This window comes from Variovorax paradoxus (assembly GCF_009498455.1).
In the GTDB taxonomy this organism is placed as follows: Bacteria; Pseudomonadota; Gammaproteobacteria; order Burkholderiales; family Burkholderiaceae_C; genus Variovorax; species Variovorax paradoxus_H.
The window spans coordinates 1,563,119-1,584,215 of record NZ_CP045644.1 but is presented as its reverse complement, the minus strand read 5'-3'; the positions used below and the strand labels follow the sequence as shown (position 1 = coordinate 1,584,215).

Annotated in this window: 19 protein-coding genes; 7 read left to right on the top strand and 12 right to left on the bottom strand. The window is 69.5% G+C overall.

Going from position 1 to position 21,097, the window contains the following annotated elements; genetic code table 11:
- Nucleotides 1-362 precede the first annotated feature (362 nt).
- The 3 genes from GFK26_RS07125 to GFK26_RS07115 all read left to right on the top strand — a co-directional run bounded on the left by GFK26_RS07125 (nucleotide 363) and on the right by GFK26_RS07115 (nucleotide 2,891).
- A complete protein-coding gene (locus tag GFK26_RS07125) occupies nucleotides 363-887 on the top strand; it encodes a hypothetical protein (protein WP_153281386.1) in 525 nt (174 codons plus the stop codon).
- A 109-nt stretch (nucleotides 888-996) separates the two neighbouring features.
- On the top strand, nucleotides 997-1,509 hold the full coding sequence (locus GFK26_RS07120; protein WP_153281385.1) for a hypothetical protein: 513 nt from the start codon (nucleotides 997-999) through the stop codon (nucleotides 1,507-1,509).
- 122 nt (nucleotides 1,510-1,631) lie between these two features.
- Nucleotides 1,632-2,891 carry a metallophosphoesterase gene (locus GFK26_RS07115; RefSeq protein ID WP_153281384.1) on the top strand — a complete coding sequence of 420 codons (1,260 nt, stop codon included), beginning with the start codon at nucleotides 1,632-1,634 and terminating at the stop codon, nucleotides 2,889-2,891.
- Between the two features lie 12 nt (nucleotides 2,892-2,903).
- Here the strand turns inward: GFK26_RS07115 and GFK26_RS07110 are convergent, their stop codons facing one another.
- From GFK26_RS07110 to GFK26_RS07095, 4 genes are all read right to left on the bottom strand, one after another.
- A complete protein-coding gene (locus GFK26_RS07110) occupies nucleotides 2,904-3,404 on the bottom strand; it encodes a polyhydroxyalkanoate granule-associated phasin (RefSeq protein ID WP_153281383.1) in 501 nt (166 codons plus the stop codon).
- 118 nt (nucleotides 3,405-3,522) lie between these two features.
- Nucleotides 3,523-4,500, bottom strand: a complete 978-nt coding sequence (locus tag GFK26_RS07105) for a lysylphosphatidylglycerol synthase domain-containing protein (protein WP_153281382.1) — start codon at nucleotides 4,498-4,500, stop codon at nucleotides 3,523-3,525.
- Complete coding sequence (gene clsB / locus GFK26_RS07100; RefSeq protein WP_153281381.1) at nucleotides 4,497-5,777, bottom strand: cardiolipin synthase ClsB; 1,281 nt, start codon at nucleotides 5,775-5,777, stop codon at nucleotides 4,497-4,499. Before clsB ends, GFK26_RS07105 begins: the two co-directional genes overlap by 4 nt.
- A 14-nt stretch (nucleotides 5,778-5,791) precedes the next feature.
- A complete protein-coding gene (locus GFK26_RS07095) occupies nucleotides 5,792-6,589 on the bottom strand; it encodes an endonuclease/exonuclease/phosphatase family protein (protein WP_153281380.1) in 798 nt (265 codons plus the stop codon).
- Nucleotides 6,590-6,802: 213 nt separating this feature from the next.
- On the opposite strand from GFK26_RS07095, the gene GFK26_RS07090 reads away from it, so the two are divergent.
- Nucleotides 6,803-7,177: a serine/threonine protein kinase gene (locus GFK26_RS07090; RefSeq protein WP_153285881.1), complete on the top strand. Its 375-nt coding sequence runs from the start codon at nucleotides 6,803-6,805 to the stop codon at nucleotides 7,175-7,177.
- Nucleotides 7,178-7,271: 94 nt separating this feature from the next.
- On the opposite strand, the gene GFK26_RS07085 is transcribed toward GFK26_RS07090, so the two are convergent.
- From GFK26_RS07085 to GFK26_RS07050, 8 genes are all read right to left on the bottom strand, one after another.
- A complete protein-coding gene (locus GFK26_RS07085; RefSeq protein WP_153281379.1) occupies nucleotides 7,272-7,859 on the bottom strand; it encodes a Spy/CpxP family protein refolding chaperone in 588 nt (195 codons plus the stop codon).
- A 132-nt stretch (nucleotides 7,860-7,991) separates the two neighbouring features.
- Nucleotides 7,992-9,065 (bottom strand): flavodoxin family protein, encoded by a 1,074-nt coding sequence (locus GFK26_RS07080; protein WP_153281378.1) that lies wholly within the window; start codon nucleotides 9,063-9,065, stop codon nucleotides 7,992-7,994.
- A gap of 86 nt (nucleotides 9,066-9,151) precedes the next feature.
- Nucleotides 9,152-10,054, bottom strand: coding sequence for a pirin family protein (locus GFK26_RS07075; protein ID WP_416222547.1), 903 nt, complete (start codon nucleotides 10,052-10,054; stop codon nucleotides 9,152-9,154).
- Nucleotides 10,055-10,115: 61 nt separating this feature from the next.
- A complete protein-coding gene (locus GFK26_RS07070) occupies nucleotides 10,116-10,880 on the bottom strand; it encodes a GNAT family N-acetyltransferase (RefSeq protein WP_153281376.1) in 765 nt (254 codons plus the stop codon).
- Complete coding sequence (locus GFK26_RS07065; protein WP_228121936.1) at nucleotides 10,877-12,124, bottom strand: biosynthetic peptidoglycan transglycosylase; 1,248 nt, start codon at nucleotides 12,122-12,124, stop codon at nucleotides 10,877-10,879. The genes GFK26_RS07070 and GFK26_RS07065 overlap by 4 nt, the downstream gene beginning before the upstream one ends.
- Nucleotides 12,125-12,158: 34 nt before the next feature.
- Entirely contained in the window at nucleotides 12,159-12,728 is a 570-nt protein-coding gene (locus GFK26_RS07060) for a hypothetical protein (protein WP_153281374.1), read from the bottom strand.
- Nucleotides 12,709-13,641 (bottom strand): exosortase Q, encoded by a 933-nt coding sequence (gene xrtQ / locus GFK26_RS07055; protein WP_153281373.1) that lies wholly within the window; start codon nucleotides 13,639-13,641, stop codon nucleotides 12,709-12,711. The genes GFK26_RS07060 and xrtQ overlap by 20 nt, the downstream gene beginning before the upstream one ends.
- A 17-nt stretch (nucleotides 13,642-13,658) precedes the next feature.
- Nucleotides 13,659-15,719 (bottom strand): VIT and vWA domain-containing protein, encoded by a 2,061-nt coding sequence (locus tag GFK26_RS07050; protein ID WP_153281372.1) that lies wholly within the window; start codon nucleotides 15,717-15,719, stop codon nucleotides 13,659-13,661.
- A 215-nt stretch (nucleotides 15,720-15,934) separates the two neighbouring features.
- Here GFK26_RS07050 and creD point away from each other — a divergent pair, with 215 nt between their 5' ends.
- From creD to GFK26_RS07035, 3 genes are read left to right on the top strand one after another with little or no spacing between them, the layout of a single operon-like run.
- Nucleotides 15,935-17,392, top strand: coding sequence for a cell envelope integrity protein CreD (gene creD, locus GFK26_RS07045; protein WP_153281371.1), 1,458 nt, complete (start codon nucleotides 15,935-15,937; stop codon nucleotides 17,390-17,392).
- Nucleotides 17,389-18,681, top strand: a complete 1,293-nt coding sequence (locus GFK26_RS07040; RefSeq protein WP_153281370.1) for a glycoside hydrolase family 3 N-terminal domain-containing protein — start codon at nucleotides 17,389-17,391, stop codon at nucleotides 18,679-18,681. Before creD ends, GFK26_RS07040 begins: the two co-directional genes overlap by 4 nt.
- 17 nt (nucleotides 18,682-18,698) lie before the next feature.
- Nucleotides 18,699-21,092: a penicillin-binding protein 1A gene (locus GFK26_RS07035; RefSeq protein ID WP_153281369.1), complete on the top strand. Its 2,394-nt coding sequence runs from the start codon at nucleotides 18,699-18,701 to the stop codon at nucleotides 21,090-21,092.
- The last annotated feature ends 5 nt before the right edge of the window (nucleotides 21,093-21,097 follow it).

The window sequence follows — 21,097 nt, the reverse complement described above, 5'->3', positions numbered from 1 at the left end:
CTCCAATAGCTAGGGTATGCCCAGTCAATTGCGCACTATTTCCAATTTCTGTTGCCAATTCCAATTGAGAAATTCGGGGGTAACGCCTGTCGCGGGCGTGAGCCCCGTGCGCGCGGGGCTGCGCCGAACCGGTGAATGGCCCCCCGGCCCAAGGCTGCGGAGTCCCGTCTCAGGGTTTCCGATGAATAGGCTTCAAAAAGCGAGGGAGGCGCCCGTCACACGGGCGTCACCAGCTATGAAAACAATAGCATTCACCTGCGCAACGCAGAAGCTTCCTCGTAAACGCTATATCTAGCCCGACTCTTGCTAAGCAAAATTCCTGACGGATTTCCTGTCACGCAAGATCGAGGACACACAGAGCAATGAACCCCAAGCGTTTCCAGCGGCCCCTGGCTGCACTGGTTCTGGGCGGTGCCACAGCCGCCGCGGCACTCCTCGCGGCCGTGTCGCCGGCCCATGCGTTCTCGAACCCGCCGATCCAGGTCGCGCAGGGCATCGAATACATGTGCGGCGGCGCCGCCAAGGGCGAAGCCGCCTTCCTGGAAATGGTCGCGCCGCGCTGGGCCGCGACCATTGACCTCCGCGTGAACGACGGCAAGGGCGCGCAGCAGGCCGGCTTCCCGGCCAAGGCGGCGATCGAGATCCGCCAGAAGTACACGGGCCAGACGGTCATGCAAGTGCAGACCCAGGCGCCCTACATGCTCGCGCGGCTCGATCCGGGCGCCTACGACGTCGACGTGACGCTCGGCGGGCTCACGCTCACGCAGCAGCTGGTCGTGATCGCCGGCATTCCGGCGCGTGCCTCGTTCGTCTGGCCGTCGAACTTCGACATGGCTTCGATCGCGCCGCCGCTGCCGCAGGCGCTGGCGCAAACCACCGCGCGCTGACCCGGGCGGGCCACCATGGCCCGCGCAGTTAAGCCTTCCTTAAGCCGTGCCCGGCACATTGCCTGCCTGCGTGGCCTGTCGCCACCATTGCCCGGAAAGGAAGGCTTCGATGTCTCTCACCACCACCCCCTTGTTCCTGTTATCGCACGCCCGGCCCGTGGCTGCGGCGAGCGCTGCGGCCGTGCTCGTGCTGCTCGGCGGCGCACTGGCGGCACAGCCTGCCCAGGCGGCAATGAACCCGCCGATCCTCATGGCGCACGGCGTCGAGTACATGAGCGGCGGCATCGGCCAGGACGAGGCACAGCTGATGGAAACCGTGTCGCCGCGCTGGCCCGCGAGCTTCGAATTCGCGATCAAGGACGGCCGCCGCGCCGACTTCGCGGCCGGCGTGCACGTCACCGTGCGCGACAGCCACGGCACGGCGCTGCTCGACAACGTCGTCTCGGGCGGACCGTTCATGGTGGCGCGGCTCGAACCGGGCCGCTATGAAGTGGAGGCTCGCATCGGCGGCCAGACGCTGAAGCAAACGCTGCTGGTGTCACTGGGCGCGCCGGCCAAGGCGGTGTTCGAATGGCCGGCGGGCACCGACATGGCTTCCGCCGGCACGCGCACGGTGCGGTAAGCGCAGCGGCACGGTGCCGCGACCGGCACCGACCGGCCACGCCCGCGACGCCACAATGCCCGCTATCCGGTTGCCGCGCGCTATAGAAAAAATAGCGACCCAGGCAGCTTTCGGTGCCTTGAATGCGCGGCATGCGCCTTGCAGATGCCGTGTCCCGGGCGATGCCCGCGTCTTCTTCCGTCCCGATGCCGATCCGTCCCCTGAGCGTCCTGACCGCGCTGCTGCACGTCTATATCGCGCTGCGCCTGCTGCCCGCGCTCGCGTCGCTCACGCCTGCGTGGCCACTCGCCCTCGTGCTGCTGGCGGTGTCGGCTGTCACGATGCCGCTGCCGTTCGTGTCACGCAGCCACCGCGCCGACCGCAAGGCGAAGCCGGCGGGCGAGACGCTGCACTGGATCGGCCTCATCAGCATGGGCTGGTTTTCCTCGCTGTTCATCTTGACGCTGGTGCGCGACCTCGGCTTGCTGCTGGCCTGGCTGGCAAGCGCGCTCGGCGGCCTGCAGGTGCCGTGGGACGCGATCGCGCCCTGGAGCGCGCTGGCGGTGCTGGCGCTGGCCACGGGCGTGTCGCTGATCGGCTTCTTCAATGCGCGCCGCACGGCCGGCGTGAAGCAGGTCGAGGTGCCGATCCGCGGGCTGCCCGCGGCGCTCGCGGGCTTCACGATCGCGCAGCTCAGCGACATCCACGTGGGTCCGACGATCCGCAGCGGCTACATCCAGCGCATCGTCGACGCGGTGAACCGGCTCGGCGCCGACGCCATCGCGATCACGGGCGACCTGGTGGACGGCAGCGTGCCCGAGTTGCGCGATCACATCGCGCCGCTCGCGGGCCTGCGCGCACGCCACGGCACCTTCGTGGTCACGGGCAACCACGAGTACTACGCGGGCGCGCACGCCTGGATCGACGAGCTGCGCCGCCTGGGCCTGAAGGTGCTGCTGAACGAGCACGTGGTGCTGCAGACGCGCAACGTGCGCGGCGCGCAGACCGATGAAGAGCTGTTCGAGAGCGCGCTGGTGCTGGCCGGCGTGACCGACTTCACCGCCGGCCATTTCGACGCCGCGCACGCGAGCGATCCGCACCTGGCGCTGCACGACGCACCGCCCCTGGTGCATACGCGCGTGCTGCTGGCGCACCAGCCGCGCAGCGCGCCGGTGGCGGCCGCGGCCGGCTACCAGCTGCAGCTGTCGGGCCACACGCACGGCGGCCAGTTCTTCCCTTGGAACCTGTTCGTGCCCATGCAGCAGCCGTTCACGGCCGGCCTGCACCGGCTGCACGACATGTGGATCTACGTGAGCCGGGGCACCGGCTACTGGGGGCCGCCGAAGCGTTTCGGCGCACCGTCGGAAATCACGCTGGTGACGTTGGTCCCGGCGCAACCCTGAAACGCAGCGGCTTCAGGCCTGCAGTTCGGCCAGCAGCCGCCGCGCGTTCGACGTGGCGGCGGTGTGGATCGGCTTCAGGCCTTCGCGCGCAATGCGCGCTGCCACACCCGTGAACTGACCCATCGTGCTGGCGCCGCGCGCCGTGGCCTGCACGAGCGCATCGCCGTGTGTCGCCGCCTGCGCCGGCGTGAAGCTGCCGGCCAGCGAGAAGAGGGCGGTGGTGCCCTGCAGCCATTGCTGCCACGCACGCTGGGCCAGCGAGGCCTGGCTGCTGTGCCATTGCCTAGCCATGGCCAGGCCCGATTCGCTCGCCGCGGCGAGCTTTTCGTGGCCCATCAACTGGAACTCCGCGAGGTCGGCCGCGCTGGGCGTGAGCCCGGCTTTGGCGATGCGCTCGGTGCGCACGCGGATCACCGTGCCGGACGACAGCAGGGTTTCGTGGGTCTTGAGGGCCAGGTCGACCCATTGCATCAGCGGACTGGCCAGGCGGGCGGTGGTACTGAAGGACGACATGGGAAGAGGGGTGCGTGAGGGAACAGAGGGCCACTATAGGCCTGCGAAGTGAAGATTGCTGCAGTGCAACAATTCCTGACCGTCATTTCATTGATCGGTCGCTTTCTGCGGGCAATATTTAACGTTTGTTGTCGTTGTGGCCGGCATCCGCGCGCAGCCGACGCGCACGCGCCTCGGTGACGAGGTAAGCGACGAGCGCCACGGCCAGCGGCAGCAGGTAGTACAGCGCGCGGTAGGCGAGCAGCGCGGCGAGCAGCCGCGTTTCCGCCACCTCGTGCGCCAGCAGCGCGACGAACACGGCCTCCAGCACGCCGAGCCCCGCCGGCACGTGCGTGACCACGCCCGCCACCGCGGCGACCAGCAGCACCGCGAGCACCTGCGGATACCCGACCTCGCCCTGCAGCAGCACCCAGATCACGCCGCCGATGAGCGACCAGTTGACGCACGACATCGCCAGCTGCAGCAAGGCCATCGGCACCGTCGGCGTGCGCAGCGCATGGCCGCGCACGCGCCAGACGTGGCCGTCCGAGAACGCGCACAGCGCGAGGTAGGCGAGCGACACCATCAACAGCACCGCGCCGAGCATGCGCAGGCCGCCGCCGTCGATCTTCCAGTCGGGCGGCAGCGCCATCGGCCAGAAGCAGAACGCGGCGCCGGCCACCACGAGGTAGCCGAGCCAGTTGGTCAGCATGCTGAAGCCCAGCACACGCGTGATGGTCTCGTTGCCGAGCCCCAGGCGCGAATACAGCCGGTAGCGAAACGCCACGCCGCCCACCAGCGAGCCGAAGTTGAGGTTGAAGGCGTAGCTGATGAAGGTCACGCCCATGACCGTGCCAGCGCCGAGCCGGTGCTTCGTGAGGTAGCGGCCCAGCAAATCGTAGGTGCTGTAGAGCGCGAAGCTGGCGGCGGCCAGGGCACCGGCTGCGAGCAATGTGAGGGCCGGCAGCGCGCGCAGCGCAGCAAACACCTCGGCCCAGTCGATGGTGCGCGCCTGCTTCAGCAGCAGCCAGGCAATGCCGCCGAAGAAGGCCAAGATCGCCACGCGCCGCACCCACGGCCACCAGGGCCGATGCGTGAGCGCGAGGGAGGCACTCATGCCGTCTCCGTGCGCGCCGTGCCTTCGTCGCTGTCGCGCCGCTTCTGCTGCTGTGCCATGAGGTCGGTGGCCTCGGCCGGCGTCAGGCGCGGCGCATGGCGCGGCAGGCGGTTGAGCCACGACGGATACCAGCGCAGGAAGTGGAAGACGAAGAAGCTGCGCACCAGCCGCCAGCCGCTCCATTCGCTGGCCAGGTCGTCTGCGCCGACCTGCTTGCAGCTGTGCTGCATGAGCTGGTCCATGCGCTCCCACAGCAGGTTGTTGAACGCGGTGTCGCGCACCACGATGTTGGCTTCGAGGTTGAGCGACAGGCTCAGCGGGTCGAGGTTGCTCGAGCCCACGGTGCTCCAGCGGTCGTCCATGAGCGCGACCTTGCCGTGCAGCGGGCGGTCGCAGTATTCGTAGATGCGCACGCCGGCGTGCAGCAGGTGGTGATACAGCATGCTGGCGGCGGTCTTCACGATCGGCATGTCGGGCTCGCCCTGCAGGATGAGGCGCACGTCGACGCCGCGGCGCGCGGCGCGGCGCAGCTCCTTGATGAGGCGGTAGCCCGGAAAGAAGTACGCATTGGCGATCACGATGCGCTCGCGCGCGGCGCGGATCGCCGCGCGGTAGTGGCGTTCGATGTCGTTGGTGTGGCGGCGGTTGTCGCGCGTGACGAAGATCGCGTCGGCCTCGCCCGCCGCCTGCAGTTGCTCGGCCGGCGGCGCCTGCTTCAGCCGGCGCCGGAACCATCCGGCGCCCTTGCCGCCGAGCGCAATCGCGCGCAGCACGAACTGGTGGATCTCGGCCACGATCGGCCCCGCCAGTTCGACCGCGTAGTCCTGCTTGGCCTTGGGCCCGAAGTCGAGCAGGTGATCGGCCGAGTAGTTGATGCCGCCCACGAAGGCACGCACGCCGTCGACCACCACGATCTTGCGGTGCATGCGGCGGAACACATTGAGCCGCTGGCCCAGGAAGCGCTGGCCCGGGTCGAACACGCGCACCTTGACGCCGGCCGTGGCCAGGCTCTCGAGGTACTCGCGCGAGAGGTCGGGCGAGCCGAAGCCGTCGATCATCAGGTCGACCTTCACGCCCCGCAGCGCCGCTGCGCGCATGGCCGCATGCAGCGCCAGGCCCACCTTGTCCTCGAACAGGATGAAGGTCTCGATGATCACTTCGCGCTGCGCCTGGCGGACCGCCTCGAACACGCGCGGAAAGAACTCCTCGCCGTTCTCCAGCAGTTCGATGCGGTTGCCGCCGGTCCAGTGGCCGGCACGCTCATGGGTGTCGTGCATGGGGGCCTCGGCGTTCACAGCTCGATGTCCGCCACCAGCGGGGCATGGTCCGACAGATGCGACCAGGGCCGGCGCGGCAGCACCACGGGCGCGTGCACGCCTGCGTTGCGCACGTAGATGCGGTCCAGCGCCAGCAGCGGCAGGCGCGCCGGAAAGGTGCGCGCCGCGCGACCGTGGGCATGCACGAACACCTCGCGCAGCGACGCGCCTTCGGCCAGCACCTCGTGCGCGCGGCCGCGCCAGTCGTTGAAGTCGCCCGCGACGATCAGCGGCGCATCGGCCGGCACCTCGTCGCGCACGATGTGGCACAGCAGTTCCAGCTGCTGCTGGCGGTGCGCCTCGGCCAGCCCGAGGTGCGCGCAGATCGCATGCACGTCGACCGTGCGGCCCGGCAGGCGCAGCACGCAGTGCAGCAGGCCGCGCTTCTCGGGGCCGCTCACGGACACGTCGTGGTTGCGGTAATGCACGATCGGAAACTTCGACAGCACGGCATTGCCGTGGTGCCCTTTCGGATACACCGCGTTGCGCCCGTAGGCAAACTGCGGCCACATCGTGTCGGCCAGGAATTCGTAGTGCGGCGCCTCGGGCCAGTTGTTCACCGTGCGCGAGTGGCGCGCATGCGTGCCCATCACCTCCTGCAGGAACACCACGTCGGCGCCCACGGTGCGCACCGCGTCGCGCAGCTCCGGAAGGATGAAGCGGCGGTTGAGTGCCGTGAAGCCCTTGTGGGTGTTCACGGTCATGACCTTGAGCGAGGCCGGTGCGGCGGCCACCGCGGCTTCGGGCAACGGAGAAGAAGGGAAAGAGGACATCGGTGCCCTGTTGTACGTGGCCGCGCGCGCGCCGACTGTAGGAACGCGCCACCTTCTTCGCGTGCCTTTCACGCAGGGGCGGCGGACTCCTACAGGCAGGCCTGCCGCACCCCCACACCCGGCCTGAAACGGGGCTCCTACGGTGGTTTCAAAGCCGATGCCATGGCGCCCGGCTTTGTGCTTTTTCATTCAATTTGCAAAGGAGCTTTCATGATGACCACCCTGCAACGCCTGACGATCCCCACCGCGCTGCTGGCCGCCCTGCTGGGCGCCGGCGCCGCCCAGGCCCAGATGCCGACACCCGTCCAGCAACCCATGGCGGGCGACAGCTCGGTGCCTGCCTCGCGCGAAGCCGTGAAGGCCGAGGCCCGCGCGCAGAACCGCAACAACGCCAACAGCGTGGTGCCCAAGGGCGAGGCCAGCACCACGGTGAACCACCAGCCCAACGCGATGCCGCCGCCGACGGGCGAGCGCTCACGCGCGGAAGTTCGCGCCGAGGCGCAGCACGTGAAGCCGCGCTTCGGCCAGCCGGGTGAGCGCCCGGCGGTGCCGACCAACCCGACCGAGAAGACGGGCACGCCGCAGTAATGCGGCGCCCACGAAAAAGCCCGCGGCGCTTGAGGCGTCGCGGGCTTTTTCTTGCCCTTTTTCTGGAGGCCGGCCCCTTCAGCCGGCCGCCCGGTCAGCCCTTGGCAGGCGCTGCGCCGTGGTGGCCTTCATGACCGCCATGGTGGCCGCGGTGCCCGCGATGGCCATGGCCCGCGAACTTCGCGGTCTCGGCGTCGAAGGTCTTCTGCTGCTCGGGCGTCAGCGCGGCGTAGAAGGTCTTCGTGGCTTCGGCGCGCTTGGCGAACCGTGCGCTGCGTTCGGCCTGGCGGGCCTGCATGTGTTCCAGGCGCTGGGGCGTGGTCAGCTTGGCGAACTCGGCACGGTCCATGCGCTGCGGACGCGCCGTGCCGGCGGGCGGCTGGCTCGCCGTGGTGAAGGTGCTCCACGCGCCTTCCTGGGCGCTGGTGAGCTTGAGCTTGTCCTTCAGTGCGGCCAGGCGCTTGGCACGGTGCTCCTTCATGCGCTCCATGCGCTGGGCCGGGTCCATGCGCTTGTGCTGTGCCTTGGGTGCGGCGGTGGCGTCGGCAGGTGCCGTGGCGGCCGTGGGCGCTGCGGTCGAAGGCGTGGTGGCGGCCGGTGCCTGGGCGAAGGCGCCCGAAGAGGCGAGGGCGGCGGAACCCAGCAGGCTGGCCCAGACGATGCGTTGGCGAAGAGAAATCATGAGAGTCGCTTCCTTTCGAAGAAGTCCGCCGCCAAAGGGCAGCGGGTGAAGCGAAGTGTGGAGCGCCTCTGTAACGCGTCCGTGAGCCGCGCGTGAGCCTGCGTAAAGAAGCATGAACCGCGGCACGGCCCGCTACTTGAGCCGCGGCGGCTTCAGCGTGCGGTCGGGCACCTTCAGCGTGCCGGCGCGCAGCGCGGCGACACCGATGGCCACGGCGCGGGCCACGTTGCGCACTTCTTCCTGCACGTCGGCATCGGCGTCGAGCGCATCGTGGCTGGTGGCATAGGGGGCGTAGTAGCCGATGTAGCGGTCGAGCCGGGCCTGCGCGCCGGCGTCGATCAGCCCCATCCAGTCGAGCCAGTCCGTGAGGTTGCGGCGCAGGCTCTCGGTGCCGGCCACATCGCCGTGCGCCACCACGCCGTAGACGCGGCCTTCGAGGTGCTTCGGGTAGCCCCAGCCCTCGAGCTCGAGCGCCTTGGCCTCGTCGGGCTTCTTGCCGTGCGTGCTGGTGGGGTCGGGGTTGCCGCCGTCGGCGCACACGAGGCGGTCGATCATGAGCTTCATCGGGCTCGCGGCCTGGTACCAGTGCGTGGGCGTGAGCACGATCACGCCGTGCGCGGCCACCCAGCGTTCGTAGATCTCGTTCATCCAGTCGCCGGTCTGGCGCAGCGCGTGATTGGGGTAGCAGCTGCAGGGCCAGTGGCACAGCGGCATGGCAGTGGAGACGCAGCCTTTGCACGGGTGGATGTGGCGGCCGTAGTCCGAAGTGAGCCGGCTCAGGTCGAGCACGTCGGTCTCGATGCCGCTGCTGTCGAGCACCTCGCGCGCGCACTGCGTGAGGCGCCAGGTCTTGGAGATCTCGCCGGGGCAGGTGCCATCGTTGCGCGGCGAGCCGTTGATCAGCAGCACGCGCGAGCGCGTCTCGGGCCGGCCCCAGGCCGCCTGCGCCGCGTCGATGCGCGCGCGGGCGTCGAGCCAGTCGACCGAGAGTTCGTAGTCGGGGTCGGCATAGCCGGGCCCGGCGCGGCGTGTCACGGGCGCCTTGCGGCCTTCGTCGTACGCTTTCCAGGCGATGTCTTCCAGGCGTTGCAGCGCCCCGGCCTCGGCCCGGAACGCCGGGTCGTGAAAGCTCTGCATGAAGCGGTCGTGGAACTCGGCGCGCTGCAGCGTGGGCGGCGCCTGTCCTTTGCGTATCGTGGGAGGCATGGCCGCAATCTAGGCCGCGCACGCGCCAGAGCGAACCGAACGCCACGCCGACTTGCAGTAGGCGAGCGACTACAGCGGCTTCGGACTCAGCCCAGCTTTCCGTTCTGGAAGTCGTGCACGGCCTGCTTGATCTGTTCCTGCGTGTTCATCACGAAAGGGCCGTACTGCGCGATGGGCTCGTTCAGCGGCTTGCCTGCAATCAGCAGCGCGCGCGCCGGGCTGTGGTTGGTGGCGCCCGCGCGCAGCACCACGCCGTCGCTGCCGGGGTCGTTCGCAAGAATCGCCATGCGCCGCGTCGGCACCTCGCTGCCCGCGATCCACAGCGATTCGCGGAACACGTAAACCAGCGCGTTGTGGTCATGAGGCAGCGGCTGCGCGAACTCGGCGCCGGGCGGCAGCGTGATGTCCAGGTACAGCGGCTCGGTGTGCGCGCGCTGCTCCGCGCCCGCGATGCCATGGCTGGTGCCCGCGATCACGCGCACGTGCGCGCCGCCGGCGGTCGTGAACTCGGGGATCTCGCTGCTCTGGATGTCGCGGTACCAGGGCTCGCGCATCTTGTCTTTCGCGGGCAGGTTGAGCCAGAGCTGAAAGCCTTCCATGAGGCCTTCTTCCTGCTCGGGCAGTTCGCTGTGCACGAGGCCGCGGCCGGCCGTCATCCACTGCACGCCGCCGTTTTCGAGCAGGCCTTCGTGGCCCGCACTGTCGCGGTGGCGCATGCGCCCGGCGATCATGTAGGTGACCGTTTCGAAGCCCCGGTGCGGGTGGTTCGGAAAGCCGCCGATGTAGTCGCCCGCGTTGTCGCTGCCGAAGGCATCGAGCATCAGGTAGGGGTCGAGCCGCTTCTGCAGCGGCTGCTGTAGCACGCGGGTGAGTTTGACGCCGTCGCCGTCACTGGTGGAAACACCGGCCACGATGTGGTCGATGCCGCGCGGGGTGGCGACGGGATCGGTGGGGTGGTGGGGGGCACGGACGTTCGTCATGCCGTCCATGGTGGCACCAAAGCCGCGACCGCGCCACCCGTGGGGGTGCCCACTGCCGGTGGGGTTCAGCTCAGCGCGGCCACTGCTGGCGCTGCCAATAACAGTACTGCCAGCGCGTCTCGAAGCCCGCACGGCGGTACAGCGCCAGCGCCGGCTGGTTCTGCGCATCGACCTGCAGGAACACGCGTTCGACGCCGCGCGCCAGTGCCGCCTGCGCCAGCCCGGCGAGCACGCGCTGGGCCAGGCCGCGCCCGCGCTGTGACTGTTCCGTGCGCATGCCGTGCACGCTGGCCCAGCCGTGGCCGAAGGCCATGGCGCCGGCGGCCACGGTGGCGCCGTTTTCGCGCACGCTGGCAAAGAGCGAGCCCGTGGCGCGCGACAGCGAGCGCACGCGGTGCACGCCGTCGACCGGGTCGAAGCCCTCGCCAAGGAACAACGCGGCCCAATCCGGATCGGGCGACGCATCGACGTCGGCCAGCCGGACGTCCGCCGCAACGAGGTCGCGCATGCGCCGCGCCGAGCCGGTCTGCACACAGGTGGGGTTGTCATCGACGTAGTGACGGCGCGCGAGTTCGGCGCGCAGCGTGTCGAAGCAGGCGGCATCGGCCAGCCGCAGCGCAGGCGCGACCTGGCGGCTGTCGCAGCGGTCTTCGATGCGGTCGAGCGTGGCGGGTTCGACCGCATCGCGGTGCAGCGGCACGGCGGAGCGGGCGCGCTTGACGGTGCCTCGGTCGAAGGGCAGCAGCCAGCCGTCGAGTTCTTCGCAGGCTTCGGGCGCGACCGCCGCGACGGTGGCGCGCTCGATGGCTTCGATGTCGTGCGGGGCGATGCTCATTGCACGGCTTCCGGCGGTGCGTACTTGGCTGCGGCCACGTTCTTGAGCAGCGCCTCGCGCTGGTTGCGGCTGATGCCGCGCACGCTCTCGGCCACCCACTTGGTGCGGTCGGGATCGATCGTGCCGTCGCGACGCCATTGCTCGAGCACGGCCTGCGGCTTGTGCAGCATGGCCGCGAGCCAGACGGCCTGTGCCGGTTCGAGCGTGCGCGCGCTGCGCTTGAAGTAGCGCCGCGCCGCGGCCTCGCCGCCGCAGAGGTTGCCGCCCCAGGGGGCGTTGTCGAGGTACAGCTGCAGGATGCGGGCCTTGCCCAGCGTCTGCTCCATCTCGACCGCGTAGAGCAGCTCGCGCAGCTTGCGCTCGGCCGTGCGGTCGCTGCCGGTGACCAGCAGCTTGGCCAGCTGCTGCGTGAGCGTGCTGCCGCCGCGCCGGGTCTGGCCGGGCTTCTGGTTGTGGTCGATCGAGGCCAGGATTTCGGTCAGGTCGTAGCCCGCATGGCTGAAGAAGCGCTGGTCTTCCGCCGCGATGACGGCGCGCGCCAGCCAGCTGTCGTTGGCCAGCCTGGCCGACGGGCCGCAGCTGGTGCGCGCGCCCAGCATGGCCTCGGTGCCCAGCCCTTCGACGGTGAACTGGCTGATGGCCGGCTGCACCGCGAAGGTGGCGTCGGGCAGCAGCAGCTGCGCCTGCAGCGCCAGCGTGCCGCCGATGCGGGCGCGCTGCAGCTCGGGCAGCGCCGGCACCAGCACGGCATACCAGCGGGCGATGGGCGCGTCCTGCACGCGGAGGTCAAGCTGCAGGTTCTTCGGCGCGAGGCGGCCGGTCCAGGTGCCCTGCAGCAGCGCGTTGCCGTTGGCCGCCTCGGGCGTGGCCTCGAAGGTGCCGGCCAGCGTGTTGCCGTCGCGCCGCACGGTGGCGACCAGCCGCTCGACCTTGATCGGCTGCGTGCCGAGCGCCGGCACGTCGGCGCTGCACGGCGCGCAGCGCATCTGCTGCTGGCCGGTTTTCTCGTCCCAGGTGAAATGCACGGTGCCGAAGCGGGTGTCGAGCGCATGGCCGTTCAGCCGCGGCGCGAACCACGACGAGGTGGCCAGCCGCACCGCGGTCGGCACGCCGACCTCGAAGTCGAGCGGGCCGGCCTTGACCGTGGTGCTCCACTCGCCCGCCGCCGGCGCGAGGGCGATCCTGGCGATCAGGAAGATGGCCGCCAGGGCTGTCAGGACGAGGGCCAGCAGCCCGTAAATCACGAATCTCAGGGTCTTCTTCACAAACGCGTTCTCATCACATCGGTCTTGCCACGGTGACAGCTTGCCACGGACCGTGCGACTGGCCGCTGGCCGCCGCCCAGTACCAAGCCGAAGTGTCGGTGAAAGCCGTGCCTTGGGCGTCGACGATGCGCTCGCAGACGCGGAAATTTGCCGTACCGTGCCGTTGCGCCACAAAACAGCGCCACAGCCGCGCCTGCGCGTCGCGTTCCAGCCGCGCCTGCTCGATGCGGTAGCCCAGCGCGCGGTAGCAGTCGGCGGCCGGATGCAGCATGCGCGTGGGCCGGTTCACGGCGCGCATCACCAGCGTCTGGTGGCCGTCGGTCATGCGGCCGATGGCACCCGGAAAGCGATCGGCAAAGCGCTGCTCGACCTCGCTCAGCGCCAGCGGGCGCAGCGGCACGCCGTCCCACTGGCTCGGCCATTCGTGGGAACCCATCGCGTCGGCCTCTTCGGCCGGCGCGCGCAGCGCCGCCGCGGCCGACCAGAGCACGCACAGCAGCATCGCCAGCGCGAAGGCGCTCTTGTGCCCCACGCGGTTGATGAAATGGTTGGCGAACCAGCGCTCAACGAACGGTATCGACACGGCGGCCTCCTTCGGCGGTGATCAGGCCCGGCAGCGGGCGTTCGAGGTCGATGCGCGGCGCCACGCGCGCCGGCACCATCAGGCGCGCGATGGCGCCGCACACCACGGCCAGCAGCACCAGCCCCAGTGCGTTGTGCGCCCACGGTGCGAGCGCGTGGCCGGCGCCTTCGAAGGCAATCAACACGCTGTTGCGCACGATGTTGCCGGCCAGCACCAGCAGGCCGACGGCCGGCAGGCGGCGCAGGAACGCGCGGTCGCCGCGCCGCGCCCACAGCGCGACCGCGCAGGCCGTGAAGTAGCCCAGCCACACCATCTGCACGCCCGAGCAGGGCGCGTCGACGATCACCAGGCGGCCGTCGACCATCAGCGTCGCGCCTTCGCGCGCCACCTCGAAGCCCGGCGCGAGCAGCCAGCGGCTGGCTTCGGCCGTCACCACGCGCAGCGGGTAACCCGCATAGAACTGCAGCGACGACAGCAGCGGCAGCGCCAGCACCGACAACCCGGCCACCGGCAGCGCCGCCACGCCGCGCGGCAAGAAAGCCAGCAACCCGGCCGCGAGCGAGAGCACCGCCACCAGGCCCGAAGCCAGCGGCGGCAGCGCGGGCAGGCCACCGAGCCCCGTGCGCAGCAGCGTGGCGAACACGGTGCCCACGCCGGCCAGCGCGAGCCAGCCCAGCCGCGGCGAGGCGCGCAACTCGCGCCGGCACTGCCAGGCGAGCGCGGCCAGGGCGACCAGCGCCACGAGCCCCAGCGGATCGTCGGAACCGTCCTGCAGGCGGCGGGCCATCCAGACCCCGGTGGGGGCGAGGGCGGCGCACTGCAGCGCGAGCCAGCCGAAGGCCGGCGTGCGGTCGATGCGGATGGCCCAGTCCACGACGCGCGGATGGTGATGGGCCAGGGTTGCCAGAGACATGGTCGTGCGTCCTGTGTTCAGGCGGTGAAGCGGCGCGGGTCGCTGCGGCGTGCGCGGCGGCGCAGCATGGCCAGCATCGACAGCACGACGGCGATCGCGCCCAGCGTTTCCGGCTCCGGCGTGCTCGGCACCTCGGCGCCCAGCGCCAGGTCGCTCACGCCCTGCGGCATCGGCAGCGGCTGGTTCACGTCCACGCTGTTCTGCGGCGCGAGGTTGCGCACCACCTTGTCCACCGCGATGAAGCTGGTGTACTGCGTGAGCAGGCTGTACTTCAGGCCCAGCTCGGTGATGCGGTCCTTGAAGGCGGCGCTGCCTTCGAGCGCTTCCTGGTCGCTCAGGCCCTGGATGCGGTGGCGTGCCCACAGCGTGCGCAGCGCGGCCGTGTCCTGGCGCGTCTGCGGCGTGATGCGCACTTCCTCGCGGTACGGGCCGCTGGCGCTCTGGCCTTCGATGATCACGCGGCCCTTGGGCTCACCGCGCCACTTGCCGAACACGATCACGGGGCGCTCGCCCAGCACGTCGGGCAGCGCCTGCGGCTCCACGTCGTACACGTCGAGGCCGCCGAAGGTGGCCTTCACGTTCGTGAGCACGGGCGACTCCACCATGCGGCGAAAGCGCGCGGCCTGCTCGGGCGCCTGCACCGGGTCGGTGATGATGAAAGGCTCGCCCATGCCGGCACGTGCAATGCCTTCCATGAGGCTGCGGTTCACCGACGAACCGATGCCGAAGGCGAACACGTTGGCTTTCGACAGGTTGTTGCGCACCAGCTCGAAGGCTTCGCGCTCGACCGTCACGTAGCCGTCGGTCACCACCACCACGGTGCGCGACACGTTCGCGGCCTTGGGTTCGGCGTACACGCGCTTGAGCGCCGGGATCAGCTCGGTGCTGCCGCTGCCGCTGTAGTTCTTGATCGTCGAGAGCGCCTGTTCGATGTTGGCGCGCGTGGCCGGCACCGATTGGGGCGACAGCATCTTGTTGCTGCCCGAGAACAGCAGCACGTTGAAGGTGTCGCTGGGGCGCAGGCCACCGATCAGGCGTTCGAGCACGGTCTTGGCGGTGTCGAGCGGAAAGCCGTGCATCGAGCCCGAGATGTCGACCACGAAGATGTAGTCGCGCGGCGAGATGGCGCTGGCGGCCACGGCCTTGGGCGGCTCGACCATGGCGAGGAAGAAGTTCTCTGCGTTCTCGCCTTGGCCCTTGTAGAGCATGAGGCCCGACTCGATCTTTTCACCCGCCAGGCGGTAGTCGAGCACGAAGTCGCGGTTGTCGGCGGGGCGACCGTCGGCGCCCAGCGTGATGTCGGCGTGCTGGTTTTCGTCGCGCTTCTTCACGTCGATGGTGTGCGTGGCCGAGCGGATTTCCTTCAGGCCCATCGGCGTGTCGATGCTCGCCGTGAGCTTGAAGCTCGTGTTCGGTGCCACGCCGGCGCGCAGCGTGGGCTGCGCGACCCACTTGGCTTGCGCGTTCTCCGACTGCGGGCTGTTGTAGCGCGGGCCGACCACGGTCGGGAATACGAACTGGTAGTTGCCCGACTGCGGCACCAGCAGCTCGGTGTAGCGCAGCTCCACCTTCACGTCGTCGCCCGGCAGGATGTTGGCGACGTTCATCTGGAACACGTTGGGCAGGTGCTGCTCGAGCAGCGCGGCGGTCTTGCCTTCCTTCTTGGCCGTGTCGTATTCGATCTTGGCTTGCTGCTTCTCGCGGATCTGCGCCGTGATCAGGCGGTCGGCCAGGCGCACGTTGAGGCCGCTCACCGCCGCCTTGGTGGAACCGGGGAACACGTATTTCGCCTCGATGGCGCGCTGGCCTTCGTTGCGGTAGGTCTGCGTGACCGTGACGTCGGCGATCACGCCCGAGATCTTGACCGAGACCTCGGTGCCCTTCAGCGGCAGACGGTCGACCGAGGGGTCGTCGCTCTTGACGAAGAAGTACGGGCTCTCGGTCTTCAGGCGCGGACCGGCGGGCGCTTCCTGCGCGTGGGCCGGGCGGGCGCCCATGGCGATGAAACCCACGGTCGCCAGGCTCACGGTGGCGAGCCAGAGCCAACGGCCGGGGCGTGGGGTGGTGGGGGTGTCCATGGCGGGTGTCCTTCTGCGTGCGAACTTGCACAGCCCTCACTGTCGTGAGCGTGCGAGAAGGCAGTTGGAAGGCGCGTTGAAGTCGCCACAGGGGAATGCGCCGCTGTGTGAAGTCTGTGTGAAGTGCGCCGCGCGGCGGCTTCATACGGCCTTCGGGTCGGGCGGAGAGCATCGGCACCTCATCACGAAAAACCCAAAAAAGAGGGGAGAAACCCATGCTTCAACTGTTGAAGGCCCTGCAGGCCTCGGTGCTGGTCAAGGTGGCCGGCCTGTTCTTCCTGCTGCTGGTGCTGTGCATTCCGCTGGCACGGATCGACGACCTCAACCGCGCCCGCGGCGAGAGCCAGCGGGAGGCGGCGCACGAACTTGCCGCGTCTTACGCCGGGCCGCAAACCATGGTCGGCCCCGTGCTGCTGGTGCCGTATGTGGAGCGCTGGATGGAGCCGCTGCGCGACGCGCAGGGGAAGGTGATCGGCCAGGCCCCGCAGAGCAAGGAGATGACGCACGCCGTGTTCCCCGACAAGCTGAACATCGACGGCAGCATGGCCACGCAGGAGCGCTACCGCGGCATCTTCCGCATTCCGTTCTACACGCTGACGGCCGCGCTCGGCGGCGGCTTCGCGGGCTTCGATCCGCGGTCCGTGCCGCACAGCGAGAGCGGCTCGTCGATCGAGTTCAGCCCGCCGCTCGTCGCCTTCCACGTGAGCGACCTGCGCGGCATCGACGGTTCGCCCGCGCTCACAATCGAAGGCGAAGCACTGCGCTTTCGCCAGCGCGTGCCCGGCCTGCCCGATCACGCCACGTACGCCGACGGCATCCACGCGCCGCTCTCCGGCGCCGCGCTCGCCGCCTGGCAGGCGGGCAAGCCGCTCACCTTCGACATGAAGCTTTCGCTGGTGGGCCAGGACACGCTGTCGATGGTGCCGATCGCCGAGGAAACCACCGCGCACCTGCGTTCGCCGTGGGCGCACCCGAGCTTCGGCGGCCGTTTTCTTGCGTCCGAACGCAGCGTGACGCCGCAGGGCTTCGACGCGCACTGGCGCGTGTCCTCGCTCGTGACCACGGCGCGCGAACAGGTGCGTGCCGGCCTGTCGGGCGGCGAAAGCGATGCCGCGGCGGCCGTCGTGCGCACGGCGTCTGCGCCGCGGCATGCCTCGGGGCCGCTGCAGACCTTCGACGTGTCGCTCGCGCAGCCCGTCAACGTGTATTCGATGAGCACGCGCGCCGGCAAGTACGGTGCCCTCTTCATCGGCCTGGTGCTGATGGCGGCCTTCATGTTCGAGCTGTTCCGCAAGCTGCGCCTGCATCCGGTGCAGTACGGGCTGGTGGGCCTGTCGATCGCGCTGTTCTTTTTGCTGCTGCTCGCGCTGTCGGAAAAATTCGCCTTCCACTTCGCTTACGCGGGCGCGGCCGGTGCCAGCGTGGCGCTGCTGGCCGTGTACTTCAGCGCGGTGCTCGGCGGCTGGCGCCGCGGCCTGTCGTTCGCCGCTTTCGTGGCGCTGCTGTACGGCGCGCTCTACGGGCTGCTGGCCTCGGAAAGCAATGCGCTGCTGCTGGGCGCGCTGCTGATCTTCGGCATGCTGGCCACGCTGATGCTCGTGACGCGCAAGGTCGACTGGTATGCGCTGTCGCGCCGCAACGAGGCTGTACCAGCGGCCACGGTGGACGCATGAAACTGCTGCGCGCCATGCCCGGTGTGCTCGGCTGGCTGCTCCTGGCCGTGCTGTGCGCCTGGGCCTGGCACCTGAAGGACCCGCACCTGCGCTTTCTGCGCGAGGAGGAGCTGCCGCTGCTGCTCGCCGCGCTGTGCGCCAGCGGCGCGATCGCCTGGCGCAGCGCGCGCGGCGCGCGCCGTGTCGTGGCGTTGGCCCTGACAGTCGGCGCGACATTGACGGCGCTGGGCCACGAGCTGGCCTCGCGCCAGCATCGGCTGGAAGTGAACGCCGCTTCGGGCCCGGTGGCGCAGGCACTCGGTGCGCGTTTCATCGTCGGCTATGACGACGCGAACGACCTGCGCGAGCTGGCCCGCCGGGGCCTGATCGGCGGCATCTTCGTCACCGGCCGCAATGTGAAGGGCCGCAGCGCCGACACCTTGCGCGCGGAAATCGCCGGTCTTCAGGCGCTGCGACAGGCGGCCGGCCTGCCACCGCTGGTGGTGGCGACCGACCAGGAGGGCGGCGGGGTTTCGCGCCTGTCGCCGATGGTGCCGCACCAGCCGGCGCTCGCCCGCCTGCTCGACGCCGACGTGCCCGCACACGAACTGTTGCAACGTGCCCGCGCCTACGGCGCGCAGCAGGGCGGGGCGCTCGCCGCGCTGGGCATCACGCTGAACTTCAGCCCGGTGGTCGACCTGCGTCCTGGCCGCGCCCCGGGCCGCTGGGACCTGCACACCCGCATCGAGGAACGCGCCATTTCGAGCGACCCCGAAGTCACCGCGCAGGTGGCGCTCGCTTACGAGCAAGGCCTTGAATCGGCTGGTGTGCGCGGCACGCTCAAGCACTTTCCCGGCCTCGCCGGCGTGACCGAAGACACGCACCACGTGGGTGCCGAACTGCGCACGCCCGTGGCCCGTCTCGCCGCGCACGACTGGAAGCCGTTTCAAGACGTGTCGAAACATTCGGATGCCGCGATCATGCTGGCCCATGTCATCCTTGGGGAACTCGACGCGGACGCGCCGGTCTCTTTCTCACGCAAAATCGTGCGGCAGGTGATTCGAGGCGAATGGGGCTTTCAGGGCCTGCTCGTCACCGACGACCTCACGATGGGCGGGGCCTACAACCGAGGTCTTTGCAACGCCACCCTGGGCGCACTCGACGCCGGGGTGGACCTGCTGCTCATCGCCTACGACCACGACAAGTATTTCGATGCCATGCACTGCGCGCTGGAAGGCGTGCCGCGCGGCGCGCTCGATCCCCGGGTGACGGAACGCCCGCGCGCGCCACGGCTCCAACCTCTTCGCTAGCCCCTGGCCCCATCCCAATGTCCCAAGAACCTCGTTCGTCCCAACCCGCCGGTGCGCTGCGCCAGCTCCCCTGGAAACGCATCGCCGGCTGGAGCGCCGTCGTGGCCGGTGCCGGCGCCGTCGTGCTGCTGGGCGCCGCCATCGTGGGGGTGGTCGCCATCTACCCGAAGCTGCCCGACATTTCCGAGCTGGCCGACTACCGGCCCAAGCTGCCGCTGCGCGTGTACACCACCGAAGGCACGCTGATCGGCGAGTTCGGCGAGGAGCGCCGCAACCTCACGCCCTTCGCGAACATTCCGAAGGTCATGAAAGATGCCGTGCTGGCCGTGGAAGACGCGCGCTTCTACGACCACGGCGGCGTGGACTACAAGGGCTTCGCGCGCGCGGCCGTGGCCAGCTTCAAGGGCGGGCGCCAGCAGGGCGCCTCGACCATCACGATGCAGGTGGCGCGCAACGTCTACCTGAGCTCGGAGCGCACGCTGAGCCGCAAGGCCTCGGAGATCGTGCTGGCCTTCCGGCTCGAGCAGCAGCTCAGCAAGGACCAGATTCTCGAGATCTACCTGAACCAGATCTACCTGGGCAACCGCGCCTACGGTTTTGCCGCTGCGTCCGAGGCCTACTTCGGCAAGCCGCTGCAGCAGGTGACCATTGCCGAGGCCGCCATGCTCGCCGGCCTGCCGAAGGCGCCCGGCGCCAACAACCCTGTTGTCAACCCGCGCCGTGCGCGGGCGCGCCAGCTCTACGTGATCGACCGCATGCACGAAACCGGCTTCATCACCGCCGAGCAAGCGGCCGAGGCCAAGAAGGAAGAACTGCACCTGCGCGACGCCGCCGACCCGAACCGGCTGCACGCCGAGTACGTGGCCGAAACCGTGCGCCAGATGATGTACGCGCAGTACGGCGACAGCATCTACACCAGCGGCATGAAGGTCTACACCTCGCTGGTCGCGGCCGACCAGGCGGCGGCGTACAAGTCGCTGCGCAAGGGCATCATGGATTACGAGCGCCGTCAGGTGTACCGCGGCCCCGAGAAGTTCGTCGACCTGCCGGCCAGCGGCCAGAAGGAGATCGACGAAGCGGTGGACGAAGCCCTGGCCGAGCACCCCGACAACGGCGACGTGATTTCGGCCGTGGTGCTGGAAGCCAGCGCCAAGGAAGTGACCGTGGTGCGCGCCAACGGCGAAGCCTTCGAGATCTCGGGCGAGGGCCTGAAGCCCGCGCAGTCCGGCCTGGCCGCGAAGGCGGCGCCGAACATCAAGATCCGCCGCGGCGCCGTGATCCGCGTGGCGAAGACGCCGAAGAACACCTGGGAAATCACGCAGCTGCCCGAAGTCGAAGGCGCCTTCATCGCGATGGACCCGCGCAGCGGCGCCATCACCGCGCTGGTCGGCGGCTTCGACTTCGGCAAGAACAAGTTCAACCACGTGTCGCAGGCCTGGCGCCAGCCGGGCTCCAGCTTCAAGCCCTTCATCTATTCGGCCGCGCTCGAAAAAGGCTTCACGCCCGCCACCGTGGTGAACGATGCGCCGCTGGTCTTCGATGCCAGCGCCAGCGGCGGCCAGCCCTGGGACCCGAAGAATTTCGACGGCACCTTCGAAGGCCCGATGCCGCTGCGCAATGCGCTCATGAAGTCGAAGAACCTGGTCACGCTGCGCGTGCTGCAGTCGATCGGCGCGCCCTACGCGCAAGACTGGGTCACCAAGTTCGGCTTCGACAAGGACAAGCACCCGGCCAACCTGCCGATGGGCCTGGGCGCCGGCTCGGTCACGCCGATGCAGATGGCGGTGGGCTATTCGGTGTTCGCCAACGGCGGCTACCGCGTGAACCCGTACCTCGTGACCCGCGTCACCGACCTCAAGGACAAGGTGCTGATGGAAACCGAGCCTCCGGCGCTCGACGAAAGCCGCCGCGCCATTCCCGCGCGCAACGCGTTCGTCATGGAATCGCTGCTGCAGAGCGTGGTCAAGGGCGGCTCCGGCTTCAAGGCCTACCAGGCGCTCAAGCGCGACGACCTCTTCGGCAAGACCGGCACCACCAACGACTCGTTCGACACCTGGTTCGCCGGCTTCCAGCCGACGCGCGTGGGAATCGCCTGGGTCGGCTACGACACGCCGCGCCAGCTCGGCGTGCGCGGCGAAACCGGCGGCAGCCTGAGCCTGCCGATCTGGACCGGCTACATGCAGTCGGCGCTGCGCGGCGTGCCCGTGATGTTGCCGGCCGAGCCGGCCGGCGTGGTGAGCATCGACGGCGAGTGGTACTTCGACGACTTCACGCCGGGCCACAACGTGGCGAGCCTGGGCCTGGAAAGCGCCGAGCAGCCGATACAGCCGGTGGAGGTGCTGACGGGCGCGCCGATCGGTGCGCCGCCGCCGCCCGAAGAACGCAACCGCATCCTGGACTTCTTCCGCTAGCCGGC

Bases quoted from the DNA above. Each gene is read 5' to 3' on its own strand.
- GFK26_RS07110 (WP_153281383.1), bottom strand. From the start codon at position 3,404: ATGTCGTCCTTCAGTACCACCGCCCGCCTGGCCAGTCCGCTGATGCAA.
- GFK26_RS07050 (WP_153281372.1), bottom strand. From the start codon at position 15,719: ATGGACACCCCCACCACCCCACGCCCCGGCCGTTGGCTCTGGCTCGCC.
- creD (WP_153281371.1), top strand. From the start codon at position 15,935: ATGCTTCAACTGTTGAAGGCCCTGCAGGCCTCGGTGCTGGTCAAGGTG.
- GFK26_RS07075 (WP_416222547.1), bottom strand. From the start codon at position 10,054: ATGGACGGCATGACGAACGTCCGTGCCCCCCACCACCCCACCGATCCC.
- xrtQ (WP_153281373.1), bottom strand. From the start codon at position 13,641: ATGTCTCTGGCAACCCTGGCCCATCACCATCCGCGCGTCGTGGACTGG.
- GFK26_RS07105 (WP_153281382.1), bottom strand. From the start codon at position 4,500: ATGAGTGCCTCCCTCGCGCTCACGCATCGGCCCTGGTGGCCGTGGGTG.
- GFK26_RS07035 (WP_153281369.1), top strand. From the start codon at position 18,699: ATGTCCCAAGAACCTCGTTCGTCCCAACCCGCCGGTGCGCTGCGCCAG.
- GFK26_RS07040 (WP_153281370.1), top strand. From the start codon at position 17,389: ATGAAACTGCTGCGCGCCATGCCCGGTGTGCTCGGCTGGCTGCTCCTG.
- GFK26_RS07080 (WP_153281378.1), bottom strand. From the start codon at position 9,065: ATGCCTCCCACGATACGCAAAGGACAGGCGCCGCCCACGCTGCAGCGC.
- clsB (WP_153281381.1), bottom strand. From the start codon at position 5,777: ATGCACGACACCCATGAGCGTGCCGGCCACTGGACCGGCGGCAACCGC.
- GFK26_RS07120 (WP_153281385.1), top strand. From the start codon at position 997: ATGTCTCTCACCACCACCCCCTTGTTCCTGTTATCGCACGCCCGGCCC.
- GFK26_RS07070 (WP_153281376.1), bottom strand. From the start codon at position 10,880: ATGAGCATCGCCCCGCACGACATCGAAGCCATCGAGCGCGCCACCGTC.
- GFK26_RS07125 (WP_153281386.1), top strand. From the start codon at position 363: ATGAACCCCAAGCGTTTCCAGCGGCCCCTGGCTGCACTGGTTCTGGGC.
- GFK26_RS07090 (WP_153285881.1), top strand. From the start codon at position 6,803: ATGACCACCCTGCAACGCCTGACGATCCCCACCGCGCTGCTGGCCGCC.
- GFK26_RS07095 (WP_153281380.1), bottom strand. From the start codon at position 6,589: ATGTCCTCTTTCCCTTCTTCTCCGTTGCCCGAAGCCGCGGTGGCCGCC.
- GFK26_RS07115 (WP_153281384.1), top strand. From the start codon at position 1,632: ATGCGCGGCATGCGCCTTGCAGATGCCGTGTCCCGGGCGATGCCCGCG.
- GFK26_RS07085 (WP_153281379.1), bottom strand. From the start codon at position 7,859: ATGATTTCTCTTCGCCAACGCATCGTCTGGGCCAGCCTGCTGGGTTCC.